Annotated in this window: 8 protein-coding genes and 1 riboswitch; of the genes, 5 read left to right on the top strand and 3 right to left on the bottom strand. The window is 51.9% G+C overall.

The window, feature by feature from the left end:
- Positions 1-296 precede the first annotated feature (296 nt).
- From QU597_RS01895 to QU597_RS01885, 3 genes are all read left to right on the top strand, one after another.
- Positions 297-3,164: a 2-oxoglutarate dehydrogenase E1 component gene (locus tag QU597_RS01895; RefSeq protein ID WP_310831118.1), complete on the top strand. Its 2,868-nt coding sequence runs from the start codon at positions 297-299 to the stop codon at positions 3,162-3,164.
- Between the two features lie 55 nt (positions 3,165-3,219).
- The gene (odhB, locus tag QU597_RS01890) at positions 3,220-4,533 is read left to right on the top strand and encodes a 2-oxoglutarate dehydrogenase complex dihydrolipoyllysine-residue succinyltransferase (protein ID WP_310831117.1); all 1,314 of its coding nucleotides are present in this window, start codon (positions 3,220-3,222) and stop codon (positions 4,531-4,533) included.
- A gap of 195 nt (positions 4,534-4,728) precedes the next feature.
- Positions 4,729-5,340, top strand: coding sequence for a nucleotidyltransferase family protein (locus QU597_RS01885; RefSeq protein WP_310831116.1), 612 nt, complete (start codon positions 4,729-4,731; stop codon positions 5,338-5,340).
- Here QU597_RS01885 and QU597_RS01880 read toward each other — a convergent pair.
- Both QU597_RS01880 and QU597_RS01875 read right to left on the bottom strand, forming a co-directional pair.
- Positions 5,285-6,802 carry a methyl-accepting chemotaxis protein gene (locus QU597_RS01880; protein ID WP_310831115.1) on the bottom strand — a complete coding sequence of 506 codons (1,518 nt, stop codon included), beginning with the start codon at positions 6,800-6,802 and terminating at the stop codon, positions 5,285-5,287. The two genes, QU597_RS01885 and QU597_RS01880, sit on opposite strands and share 56 nt — an antisense overlap.
- Positions 6,803-7,020: 218 nt before the next feature.
- Positions 7,021-8,463, bottom strand: coding sequence for an NAD(P)/FAD-dependent oxidoreductase (locus tag QU597_RS01875; protein WP_310831114.1), 1,443 nt, complete (start codon positions 8,461-8,463; stop codon positions 7,021-7,023).
- A 130-nt stretch (positions 8,464-8,593) separates the two neighbouring features.
- A riboswitch (purine riboswitch) is annotated at positions 8,594-8,693 on the bottom strand.
- 214 nt (positions 8,694-8,907) lie between these two features.
- Between QU597_RS01875 and QU597_RS01870 the strand changes: the two genes are divergently transcribed.
- Positions 8,908-10,002 (top strand): GGDEF domain-containing protein, encoded by a 1,095-nt coding sequence (locus QU597_RS01870; protein ID WP_310831113.1) that lies wholly within the window; start codon positions 8,908-8,910, stop codon positions 10,000-10,002.
- A gap of 77 nt (positions 10,003-10,079) precedes the next feature.
- Here the strand turns inward: QU597_RS01870 and QU597_RS01865 are convergent, their stop codons facing one another.
- Positions 10,080-13,196, bottom strand: a complete 3,117-nt coding sequence (locus tag QU597_RS01865; RefSeq protein ID WP_310831112.1) for an EAL domain-containing protein — start codon at positions 13,194-13,196, stop codon at positions 10,080-10,082.
- Positions 13,197-13,484: 288 nt separating this feature from the next.
- On the opposite strand from QU597_RS01865, the gene QU597_RS01860 reads away from it, so the two are divergent.
- Positions 13,485-13,628 carry a hypothetical protein gene (locus tag QU597_RS01860; protein WP_167347639.1) on the top strand — a complete coding sequence of 48 codons (144 nt, stop codon included), beginning with the start codon at positions 13,485-13,487 and terminating at the stop codon, positions 13,626-13,628.
- The last annotated feature ends 132 nt before the right edge of the window (positions 13,629-13,760 follow it).

Below are 13,760 nucleotides of genomic sequence, written 5' to 3'. Positions count from 1 at the left end.
TCACTCCATTCTACCCCTTAGGACCTAAACGGATATGAAACTATTTTCCTAGATATTTATTAAACCATATACCCATTTTTTAGAATTTTAAACACTAAAAAAACATATGATCGTTCCGCATCAATTGTAGGCTGAATCATGCCGTTTTGCGAACGGAATAGATCAAAGTATGAATTGATTAGCCGCCCCTAAAGTAGCACAATAGGATAAGGAATGAAACCGCAAACATCGTAGCTCCACCTAACGCCGGTGCTGTTTGGGCGCATGTGGGGTTCATCCGTTAGGAGGATGTATTCATGGCAGCCAAAGGACCTTATAATGAATCCGTTTGGAGCAATTATTACGGACCGAATTTGGGTTATATTCAAGAGAAATATGAGCAGTTCGTTAATGATCCATCTTCAGTAGAACCTAACTACCGCGATCTTTTTACCACCTCCGGCCCTCCTCCACTGGATCCGGATACGACCCAGGTACCGCAGCCTTCCGTATCAGGAGATGCAGAGTGGCTGAAAAAGGCTGTAAGAGCCTCGAAGCTGATCGCTAATATTCGCATACATGGCCATCGGGCCGCCAACATTGATCCGCTGGACCGGGGGGAGAACCCTATGGCCCAGTGGCTGGATTATAAAACCTATGATTTGACCCGTGAAGATCTGATGGCGTTGCCTGCTTCGCTGATCTGGGAGAACGCTCCGGGAGATGTCAAGACCGCATGGGATGCCGTTCAGCGCATGCTTCAGGCCTATACCCGGACTATCGCCTATGAATTCGGGCATGTGCATGACGAGAAGGAGCTGCGCTGGCTGAACAGTCAGGCGGAATCCACAAGCTCCCCTGCTCCCCTGAACAACAGTGAACGTAAGGAGCTGCTGAACCGGCTGATTCAGGTGGAACAGTTCGAGACCTTCCTGCACAAAACCTTTGTCGGCCAGAAACGCTTCAGCCTGGAAGGCAATGACGCCCTGGTACCGATGCTGGATGAAGTCGTGCGTGCGGCCGCCCATGACGGTGCAGAGCATATCCTGATGGGGATGGCTCACCGCGGACGCCTGAATGTATTGGCTCACATTCTGGGCAAACCGTATGATATTATTTTCTCAGAGTTCCATCACTCCCCGAATAAAGAGCTGTTTCCATCCGAAGGTTCCATGGGCATCAACTACGGCTGGACCGGCGATGTGAAGTACCATCTTGGTGCAGACCGTGCAGTAAGACAGGGAGAAACCGTGCGTACGCGGATCACGCTGGCCAACAACCCGAGCCATTTGGAATTCGTGAATCCCGTGGTTGAAGGCTTCACCCGTGCTGCCCAGGAGGACCGGAGCACACCGGGATTGCCGAAGCTGGACACGAGTAAAGCTATGGCTGTTCTTATGCACGGGGATGCCGCTTTCCCGGGTGAGGGTATCGTTGCGGAAACACTTAATATCGGCAAATTGAAAGGTTATCAGAATGGCGGCACCCTGCATATTATCGTCAATAACCGGATTGGCTTTACGACGGAAAGCGAGGATTCCAGATCTACCCACTATGCCAGCGACCTGGCTAAGGGCTATGAAATTCCGATTGTGCATGTCAACGCCGATGATCCGGAAGCCTGTATCTCAGCCGTCCGTCTGGCAAGTAGCTACCGCAATCTGTTCAAAAAGGATTTCGTAATTGACCTGATCGGCTACCGCCGTCATGGCCATAATGAGATGGACGACCCTGATACCACTCAGCCGATTGTCTACAGTAAAGTCCGGAATCACCCGACGGTCTACAAAGTGTACGCCGAACGGCTGCAGAGCGAGAAAATTATTTCGGCGGAAGATGTGCAGCGGATGAATGCTGAGGCAGAAAGCGTACTGCAGGCAGCCTTTGAGTCTATGAAAGAAGGCAAGCACAAAAATGCAGAGTCCAAAACGGCAGTGGCGCTTGATGTGGAATCCAAGGCTCCGCGCACTACAGCAGTTCCGCTCAGCAGCCTGCAGGAGATCAACCAGGAGCTGTTGACTGCACCCCGCGGCTTCAAGGTATATCCGAAGCTGGAGCGGATTCTCCAGCGGCGCAAGGATGCCCTCAAGGATGGAGAGCGGGTAGATTGGGCGTTGGCCGAAACGCTGGCTTTCGCGACCATCCTGAAGGACGGTACCCCGATCCGCCTCAGCGGACAGGATTCACAGCGCGGCACATTTGCCCACCGCCACCTTGTACTGCATGACAGCGAGACAGGGGCCCTCTTCTCTCCGCTGCATCAGCTCACATCCTCTTCCGCTTCCTTCGGGGTATACAACAGCCCGCTCTCGGAAGCATCGGTGCTGGGCTATGAGTATGGCTATAATGTGTTCGCCCCGGAGACCTTCGTACTCTGGGAAGCCCAGTACGGTGATTTCGCCAATGCCGCGCAGGTCATTATTGATCAGTTCATCTCCGCCGGACGGGCCAAATGGACACAGCGCAGCAATCTGGCTATCCTGCTCCCTCATGGCTATGAAGGACAGGGGCCGGAGCATTCCAGCGGCCGTCTGGAACGGTTTTTGCAGCTCTCTGCCGAAGAGAACTGGACCGTAGCGAACTTGACCACTGCTGCGCAGTATTTCCATCTGCTGCGCCGCCAAGCGGCTCTGTGCGGGCAGCCTGACGCCAAGCCGCTGGTAATCATGGCACCGAAGAGTCTGATCCGCAACACACGCAGCACCTCTCCCGGATCCGAGCTTGCCTCCGGAGGCTTCCAGGCTGTATTGCCGGAGCCGCTGCTGGGCAGTAAGCCCGCCGAGGTGAAACGCCTGGTGGTCTGCAGCGGCAAGGTAGCCATTGATCTGCAAACTGAGCTTGAAGCCGCGGGAGACCGGGATTGGTCCTGGCTCCATATCCTCCGGCTGGAGCAGCTCTACCCGTTCCCGGAACGGGAGCTGGCGGCCCACCTGAACTCCTTCCGCTCGCTGCAGGAGATTATCTGGGTACAGGAAGAGCCGAAGAACATGGGTGCCTGGAGTTATACCGAGCCACGGCTGCGGAATATCGCCCCTCAGAATGTCTCGGTACAGTATATCGGCCGTCCGGAACGCTCCAGTCCGGCCAGCGGTTATGCCGATGTTCACAGCTTCGAACAGCGTCGCATCGTTACGGAAGCCCTAAAATCGAACTCGCAAGTACAAGCGCCTGTGCCGTCCTCCTAATCCGGGGACGGTGTCACGATAATGAAAACTATTAAGTTTGGGGAGGTATCGGCCTGTGTCCGAAATTAAAGTACCCGATCTGGGCGAATCGATTTCCGAAGGAACGATCTACAAATGGCTGGTAAAGGAAGGCGACACCGTCGGTCAGGGCGATGTGCTGGCCGAGCTTGAAACTGACAAGGTCAATCTTGAGATCAGTGCCGAGGAGGATGGCGTCATCTCCGCCATCCTCCGCCAGGCTGGCGAGAACGTCGCCGTAGGCGAGGCGATCGGCGTGATCGGCAGCGCCGGCGAAGCCGCTGCACCGCAGGCCGCCGGGGGCAGCCAGCCCGAGGCGGCGCCTGCAGCCAGCAGCGCAAGTCCCGCTGCTGCGCCAGCGGCAGCGGAGGCTCCGGCCGCCGCTGCCCAGGCACCAGCCGCTCCCGAAGGCGCGGCTGCCGGCACTGCGGCCCTGGCTTCGCCGGGGGCGCGCAAGCTGGCCCGGGAGCGGGGCATCGACCTCGGCGAGGTCAGTGCCCGCGACCCCATCGGCCGGATTGGCCAGGCCGATGTGAACGGCCATGGCGCAGCCGGCCAGGGGGCCGCTGCGCCGTCCGCTCCGGCGCCGCAGGCTGCACCTGCGGCAGCGAAGCCCGCTGCGGCTAATGCAGCGCCGCAGCAGGACGGCAAGGCCGTGGAGCGCAAGCGCATGTCGCGCAGACGGCTGACGATTGCCAGCCGCCTGGTTGAAGCGCAGCAGACCGCGGCCATGCTGACCACCTTCAACGAGGTGGACATGACCGCCATCCTCGACATCCGCAAACGGCGCAAGGATGCCTTCAAAGAGAAGCATGATGTCGGACTCGGCTTCATGTCCTTCTTCACCAAGGCTGTCATCGGTGCGCTCAAAGCCTATCCGCTGCTGAATGCAGAGATTGACGGCGAGGAGCTGCTGATTAAGAAATTCTATGATATCGGCATCGCTGTATCCGCCAAGGAAGGACTGGTTGTGCCGGTTGTCCGTGATGCGGACCGGCTCAGCTTCCCGGAAATCGAGCGGCAGATCGGCGAACTGGCCGCCAAGGCCCGCGCTAACACGCTCAGTCTTCCGGAATTGCAGGGCGGTACCTTTACGATTACAAACGGCGGCGTATTCGGCTCCCTGCTCTCTACACCGATCCTGAATACCCCGCAGGTCGGCATTCTCGGCATGCACAAGATCCAGCTGCGTCCGATCGCGCTGGATGAGGAAAGAACCGTCAACCGGCCGATGATGTATATCGCCCTATCCTACGATCACCGGATCGTGGACGGTTCAGAGGCGGTAAGCTTCCTCGTCAAGGTTAAGGAATTGCTGGAAGATCCGGAAGCGCTGCTGCTGGAGGGGTAACCCCGCTTCAGGAGTCCGCTACCCATCACCAGTCCAATGATATATTAAGAGGGATACGAAGACAGCAGCATCGTCCTCGTATCCCTCTTTTTTAGGCTTCATGACTTTGAGCTCATTAGCAATCTGCCCATTGTTCCCTTAAAATGAACTTGGAGCTTTCAGAGAGCCCTTTTAATGTTACGGAGGTGCATCCGGTTGCGGATACATGATGAAGAAGAGCTGCTGCGTCTAGTTGCCGAAGACCGCTGGATGATGGATATTCTGGCAGCTGCCAGGGATCTGGGGTTGCCGGATTGCTGGGTCTGCGCCGGATTTGTGCGCTCTAAAGTGTGGGATGTCCAGCATGACTTTACCAGCAGAACACCTTTGGGGGATGTGGATGTAATATATTACGACCCTGCCGATATTCGGGAGGAAATAGAGAAAGCCTGGGAAGCCCGGCTGCGGGAGGCCGATCCATCGGTCCCCTGGTCGGTCAAAAACCAGGCGAGAATGCATGTTGTTAACGATCTGGAGCCCTATACATCGGCCACAGACGGCATGTCAAAATTTCCTGAAACGGCGACTGCCCTGGGTCTTGCACTTACCGGACAGGGCGAGGTTATCTTATCTGCGCCACACGGGGTCAGAGATGTACTTGACCTGATCGTGAGACCCTCCCCACTGTTCAACGCCAACCCCCGGCTTCATCCTGTCTACGAAGAACGGATAGCCAAAAAGAACTGGCAGGGAGTCTGGAATCAGCTGCAGGTTATACTGCCAGGTCAATTCCCACTACACCCACTGTCTCCCCCTGCCCGTTCTTAATGGCCCGGGACAAAGTGATACAGGAGCGTTTGGTAATCGCCGATACATACGGCCGGGAGACATATTCACCTTCGCTCATCGCCCCGTTCCACCAGTCGCGGCGTTTGGCGTTCATCAGTCCGGCCGCCGGCTCGGAGTAGATAAAAGTGCCGTCCGTGCGGTTGGACCAGATCGCCTGGACATCTGGCACCCTTTTCATGCAGGCAGTGAGTACATTGCCATGGCTGACAGCATCCGGTGCACACAGCTCCTGCTTCGCTGAAATTTCCTGCAGCAGGCTCTGCATTTCCTGCAGCCGGGCAGCGTACTGGCTCATTTCAACAGCCTCCCGTCCGGCTATCTGGTTCACCGACTGCTGCAAAGCCTGCGACTCGCCAAGCAGACTGGCGCTGATCTCATTCAGCTGTCCAATTTGCGAACGCTGCCGTGTTACCTGCTCCAGCGTCAGGTCTACACCGGCAATGGTCTCATTCACAATGGCCACCGCACCGCTCAGCTCCCCTGTCACTATTCCGATCAGCCCGCTCTGCCGCGAGGCGGCGGTAACGGTATCGGCAACGGCGGTCCCTACCTCTTCGATTCTTGCCGACATATCGGACAGCCGCAGCTTCACAGCCGCTACTTCATTCACCCCATGGGAGACAGCATTCTGCTCTTTAGTTACTGACTCCAGCACCTGCCGGACCCCGTTATTGATATCCGACAGCACAGCTGAAGACCGTTCCACCGAGCTTCGGCTCTGATCAGCCAGCTGCCTGATGCGGCCGGCAACCACGGCAAATCCCCGTCCCTGCTCCCCGGCCCGTGCCGCTTCAATCGAGGCATTCAACGCCAGCAGCGAGGTCTCATTCACAATCCCGACAATCAGGGAATTAATCTCCTCTACCAGGGCAAGATGACCGCTCAGTGCGGTGAACTTGTTCAGCATATCCGCGCTCTGCTCCTGTAATTCCGCCATCACCGCATCCGTGTTCCGGAGGGAGCCGAGCATGCCCGTCATCTCTTGACGGGCATCCAGCATATTTGCCCCCAGCCGTTCGGTCAGTTCCTTAATATGTGCGGTTACATCCGCCACTCCGCCCATTGTCGCAAAGGCGCCTTCGATATTAGCCTTAGCCTCAGTGCTGCGGGTCTGCAGGTCTACTTCATAGGCATGTGAATAATCGGCTGTCTGCTGCAGCCCTTCCGTATGGCGGCTGATTTCCTCAAGCGCCCCGTGCAGCCTGTCCGAGGTAACGACAATTTCATTGCTGAGACTTTCGACTTGGTCCCGGGTTTGCTTCAGAAACTCCTCCCTCTGTAGTCCCCTACGGTAAGCATTCCATGCGAACCCGCCGAGTGCCGCCATCAACACCAGGAACACCAGCTTATGGACCCAAAGCATATCAATCCATAACCCATACAGACCAACCAGCAGCAGCAACAGTGTGACTAGGACATTCTTACTCCGGCGAACTGACATTTCCGACTTCCACTCCAATCATGTTATGTATTCTAACATTATATCAACAGAGTTAAATAAAGGAAATACTTTCATTGATAAAGTCTTATGCCTTAAGTCCCATACAATAAACCGCTGTCACTTTAATCAGCAATGATTAGATCCCTTCACGAAAAAGAGCCATCTCCTAGTGCAAACACTTTGCACTAAGAGACAGCCCGCTTTATTGTATCTATATTTTAGGCAGTAACGGCTGCCCGCTCCAGGATCCCCCGCGCGATCCAGACTCCGGCTGCACCCGCCTGAGCCAGTCCCCGGGTTACACCTGCTCCGTCCCCGCCGCAGTAGAGCCCGGAGATTTCCGTCTCCAGCCTGTCTGTCAGCTTCGGCCGGGCGGAATAGAACTTCGCTTCCACGCCGTAGAACAGCGTGTGTTCCGACGCGATGCCCGGCGTTACCTTTTCCAGTGCCTCTACCATTTCAATCAGGCTCTTCATGGTGATGTACGGCAGGACCAGGCCCAGATCGCCTGGTACCGCCTCTTTCAGCGTAGGCTCGAGGAACCCTTCCTTGATCCGCGTCTCTGTAGAACGGCGTCCGCGCAGGATGTCGCCATATTTCTGTACAATTACGCCGCCGCTGGACAAATCATTGGCCCGTTTGCAAATTTCCCGGGCGTATTCATTCGGCTTATCAAAAGGCTCTGTAAAGGTATGTGACACCAGCAGGGCAAAGTTCGTATTTTTTGAGCCAAGCTTCGGATCTTTATACGAGTGGCCGTTCGCCGCCATCACCCCGCTGTGATTTTCTACAACAACATGACCGGAAGGGTTGCTGCAGAACGTGCGGACACGGGTACCTACCGACGTATTGAAAATAAATTTGCCTTCATACAGGTGTTCATTAATCTCACGCATTACCACATCAGACGTCTCAACCCTTACGCCTACATCGACCTGATTATTGTACATTTTCAGCCGGCGCTTCTTCAGCACCTCGGTCATCCAGGCAGAGCCGTCACGGCCGGGGGCAATCATCACGTGATCCGCCTCGTAGCTATCACCGTTTTTGAGTATAATTCCCGTAATCCGGTGGGAGCCGTCCTCCTTAACAGTAACAATATCCTGAACCTCGGTCTTGAATAACATATCAATGCGTGTTTTCAAATATTCATAGATCGATTTAAGAATCTCCAGGTTCTGCTCCGTGCCGAGATGCCGCACCTGCGCCCGCAAGAGCTTGAGTCCGGCGGCGTATCCGCGCTGCTCAATATTACGGATGCTGTCCGTGGTCGGGTCGGTAATTACCGGTGTCGCTCCATGCTCAAGATTGATGGCATCCACGTATTCGATCAGCTCCAGCACCTTCGATGGCGCCAGATAATCGGTCATCCAGCCGCCGAACTCTGTTGTAATGTTAAATTTGCCGTCACTGTAAGCTCCCGCTCCCCCGAAACCGGCTGTGATCGAACAGGCAGGCAGACAGCCTGCGAATTCTTTACGTCCCGAGGCGGGCGGACACAGCTTGATTTTCTCCTCCAGGATCGGGCAGCTGCGGCGGTATATATCATGCCCCTTGTCCACAAGCAGTACCTTCAACTCGGGCGCTTTACGCGTCAATTCATAACAAGCGAATATTCCAGCCGGACCGGCACCCACGACAATCACATCATATTTACTCATCTGTTCTCAGTTCCTCCCAGGAAGAAACGGCTGTCCCCTGCCTATATTAAGCGGGCAAGGTGTCTCGTTTCCGCGATATCTATAGATTTCTGTAAACGCAACACAAAAAATCCCGGCCCCTTCATAGGTATGCAAAATGCACCCTATTCGTAGCCAGGAATTTACGGTTCCCTGTAGAAACCCCCAAACCCTATCTTCGGGGATATACGAACAGCTTCAATTATTTTATGAGCCAATTGCGATTTTACAGAAAACAGACGAATGTGTCAAGGACATATACAATAGATAATTCGTGTTTATATCCTAAATAATGAACTAACATCACCTTATTATTCTAATATATCACCCAAACCCGAACATTATAACACTTACAGCCCTTGGAAGGATAACAGAAACATTTGTCGAATATATAGATATCTTGCCACTGGAAATGAGGAACTGTTCATGCATATCCCACCCCCAACTCCTCGCCAAAATCACTGGAACCGGGTACTTCTGAATACATTCTGGCTGGTTCTGCTTGTGTATTTGGCAAGCCAGCTGTTTATATCACTATCTATGTGGGGCCTTAGACCTGAATTTACGGACCGTCAATATTTCGTTACCCATGTGTTCATTCCCGATTCCATCATCCTTGTCCTTATTCTCATCCTGGAATCGATCCGCAAATGGAAGCCTGAGTATTCAGAACTCTCAATTGTTTTTGCAAGTCATATCTATGCTATCCTAATCATTACAAATCTTAGTATAGATTATCCGGTGAAGCCGCTTATCATGCTTGCGCCTCTGCTTGTATCAATGATTTATCTGAAAAGCAGTTACATGAAATTATCCTCAGCCATTTGTCTGATTTACACCGTTATGCTGTTTATTAGTACACCGTCCTACGAATATACGCTGCGGATCCAGCATGTTATTATCGCTCTGATCTTCGCCGCTACTGCGCTGGCCGGATTTGGAGTTATTTGCCGGGGCAAAGACCTTATGCGTTCGCTGGAAGACTCTGTGAAGTCGGAGCAGGACCTGCGGATCCAGAATATCATCATGGACCGGCTCTCCAAAATTGACCCTTTGACCGACTTGTATAACCATAAGACCTTTCATGAATATCTGGGCTGGCTCATCGAGCATCAGCAGAGCAATCCCTTTCCGATGCAGCTGGCGGTCCTGGATATCGACAATTTCAAAAAAGTGAATGACCAGTACGGGCACTGGGTAGGAGATATAGTTCTTAAGCAAGTAGCTGCTATGGTGCTGAAACATATCGGCACTGATGATTTTGCCGCCAGGTACGGGGGAGAGGAATTCGTAGTTATCCTGACCGCTAAGCCCCTGAATGAGGCCAATGAAATAATGGAGCGGATCCTGACCGGCATCGCAGGCATGCCGGTCGCGGAAATGGAGGGCAGCTCCGTAACCGTAAGCATCGGAATGCATGAGTTTTCAGCCACCGACTCGAAAAGCTTCACCTTCCAGCAGGCGGATGATGCCCTCTACGAAGCAAAAAAAACCGGTAAAAATAAAATTGTTTTGCTGTAAGTAAGCCGCCCCCCTAGATTTCTGATCACGAAAAAAAATGGATCTGCGTACATTCGCAGATCCGTTTTTTAATACAATCAATAAAAATTCTGATGTTCAAGCAGTTCCCACACGCCCCGCTGAGGCACAGGCTTACTTACCAGATAGCCTTGAACCTTGTCACAGTCAGATTCGTTCAGGAATGCCAGCTGACTGACATCCTCTACTCCTTCGGCTACAACCTCAAGCCCCATTCTATGGCCAAGCACAATAATGGTGTGAACGAATGTTTGGCTGTACGAGTCATCGGCCAGGGAATCGATAAAGATCTTATCCATTTTGAGCGTAGAAATCGGGAGGTGCTGCAAATAACTCAAGGAAGAATAACCGGTTCCGAAATCATCCAGGGCAATGCGGATTCCGCGTGACTTGAGGAACTCCAGCTTGCTGACCGTATTTTCGAAGGATTCCATGAAGATGGATTCCGTAATCTCAAGCTCCAGACAGCTTGGTTCAAGACCGCTTTCCTCCAGGCTTTCCAAGACCATTTCCACGAAATCATCCTGCAGCAGCTGGATAATCGAGATGTTCACGGATATTTTGTGGAGCAGGCCGGTGCGGTCATGGATGCTTTTCATAAAACTGCAGGCTTCTCTCAGCACCCATTCTCCGATATAGATAATCAGCCTGGAATCTTCAGCAATTTTAATGAAAGAGAGCGGAGACACAAATCCGAGCACCGGACTATTCCAGCGGATCAAAGCTTCAAAACCGGAGATCAAACCTGTCTTAATATCCACTTGAGGCTGATAGTGCAGCTCAAATTCATTGTTGTTCATTGCACTGCGCAGATGCTTCTCAATATTCATCCGTTCGTTGAACGGGGTATGCATCGATTTGTCATAGACGACGTAGGTGCCCTTTCCTTCCTCTTTGGCCCGGTACATCGCCACGTCGGCATTCTTAAGAATCTCCTCTGTAGTTTCTCCGTCTTCCGGGTAGAACGAAATGCCGATGCTGACGGATACATACAGATTACTCTCTCCGATAAGAAAAGATTTACGGAAGGCGCGCAGAATATTATCTGCTAAGCTAAGCACTTTATCACGGTCGACCGCATCTTCGATAAATATCACGAATTCGTCGCCTCCGAGCCTGGAGAGCATCGCCTCATTCTGGACAAGCGACTCTAATCTCTCACTGGCCTTACGGATCAGAATATCCCCTGATTTATGACCCAGCGTATCGTTAATATATTTAAAATTATCTGTGTCCACGAACAATAGCGCAGCTGTGCTGCCCGGCCGCCGGAAGTATTTCTCCATCGTCTCCAGCAGGGAGATACGGTTCGGCAGATTACTGAGCGAATCCATATAGGCCAGGCGGTGGATGTTCTTTTGATTCTCAAGCAGCATGTCGTATTGCTCTACAAGCTCCTGCTGTGTCGCCGTGAGCTGTTCATAGGTCGCTTCCAGCTCCTGGTAGCTGTTATTCAGATTGAGCTCCGCCTGCTTACGTCTGCTTATATCGATCAGGGAGCCATGGAACAGCACCACCCCGTCTGCAGGGTTAGTCATAGCTTTGCCTCTGACTTCAAACCAGATATAATTATTGTCCTTGGTGCGCATGCGGTATTCGGTTTCGTAGATCGGGGTCAGTCCGTTAAGATGATCCTGCCTGGCTTTGTTCGCAGCCTGCTGGTCATTAGGGTGAATAATACTGAGAACCCCATTATCGAACGAGTTAATCTCTTCCTCTGTATAGCCCATAACCTCATACCAGCGGTCTGACAGCTTATAGCTCCCGGTATTGGAGTCCAGCTCCCATATATAGGCCCCGGAGCCTTCCGAAGTCAGGCGGAAGCGGCGTTCGCTTACACTCAGCTTATGCAGCTGTTCATGCAGTTCAGCCTCTGTTGCCGACAGCTCCTCGTAGGTGGATTCCAGTTCCTCATAGCTGAGCTGCAGCTTAAGCCCGCTCTGTTTGCATTCATCGATATCCAGCCCCACGAGAAGATAGATATCCTCATCCTGCTCGTCCATGCCCTTGATTAATGTAGTCCGTATAGAGAAAAAACGCGCTTCCGGTGAATGATCAGGCAGCTTCAATTCCACATTATTCACGTAATCCCGGTTGACCGCCCTGGTCAGCAAATCCCCAAGCAGAGCAACTCCGCCTTTAAGATCAGGGAGCTCATCAAGCCTTTTACCCAGCACTTCCTTCTCTTTTAGCCCGGTCATTTTTTCGGCATATTGATTAAAGCGCACAATCCTCTTATCGCCTAGCACTGCCCACACCATCATACCGGTATGTTCGATGACATCTTCAAAAAATTCCTGCTCCGAATGAATCTTCCGCCGGAGCCGCCGGATATATATCCTGATGCAAATAACCCCAAATAAAAGTACAGACGCACCAATAACAATACCGGAAATAATCCGGCCATATATCATTGCGGTGTAGCTGTCGGAATGAGCAAAGAAATATTGCTGATACAGTTCTTCAAAAGCCCCGGAACGCCGGAGCCGCTCAAGCCTCGCATTGATATACGGGACAAGCCCGGGCATTGATTTACTCACGCCATAAGCAACTTCTACAGGGTATAAATTGCTCATTTTGCGGATAATTTTACCCGTCAATCCCCGTTCAACAATTAAATAGTCGACTACCCCCTGGTTCTCAAACAGGAGATCAATTTCGCCATTCTGTAGAGCATTCAGCGCATCCGGTACGGTTGCGTATTCTATGTATTGCGAAACATGTGCTTTGCTCTGCAGGACTGTTTCCGGGTATTGGTCTTTGCCTACGCCGACCTTATATTTTCCCAGGGTGCTTAGGGTGACCTTTTCTTTAAGCGCTGACCGTGAGTACACGGAGACATAGCTCTTAAATACAGGAGTAGAGAATAATATGTCCTTTTTCCTTTGCTCCGTCACAGCCATAAGTCCGGTTGTGTGGATCCTTCCGTTCCTGAGCAGCTTGTAGGTATTCTCCCAATCACCCGTATTGTAATGAATCAGATAATTATGCTTTTCAAAAATCATGCCCGTCAAGTCGATATCAAAGCCGGTCAGATATCCATTCTCTATGTACTTATAAGGCGGATAATCTAATTCTGCCTGGTATCTTATGTCCTGTCTTTCAGCGTGAGCGGCAGCAGGGGGTGCAAGCATGAACACAATGCTAATTAGAAGCAAGAGTTTACACCGCTTCATCGCAATTCTCCTTTTTCCAAAAAATCAGCTAACAGCCTTTATAACATCCTGTATTCGACAAAAAATGGTAGCATTCCTGCTTCCCCTCTCTTTGATTGTGATAAAATGTGCAAACATCCCGCTGTCCTGAAGCTGGTATAACAGAAATAAAGTAAGAACCTATAATTTTATATTGCTTTTTACCGATAAAATGTGGATAATAGCAATAACAGTTGATAATGATTATCATTATTGTATCCCGACATTTAATCCACTTCACTATATTGAGTTAAAGGAGACTGAACACCCATGAACGCAGCCACTACCCGGACGACATTACAGGTTGACGATTATTTGGATCTGCTCAATCTTGCAGTAAAAGTTGGAGATTTGAAATGGCAAAAGGAAATTAAATCGAGACTTCAATATATACTCTGCCTGCAAACCAGATAGCTGACATGCAGATTGCCGCATCCCCGTGTTTCGGGGATGCGGCTTTTTTATTGCTCGCTTATCAAACGGTTCTCCGCCCTCTGCATCGGCGGGACTTCGGATGTGTAATAATATATAATCAGCTTAATCAGC

It is taken from the genome of Paenibacillus pedocola (assembly GCF_031599675.1).
Lineage (GTDB): Bacteria > Bacillota > Bacilli > Paenibacillales > Paenibacillaceae > Paenibacillus_AQ > Paenibacillus_AQ pedocola.
This window is presented reverse-complemented; position numbering and strand designations above follow the sequence as displayed.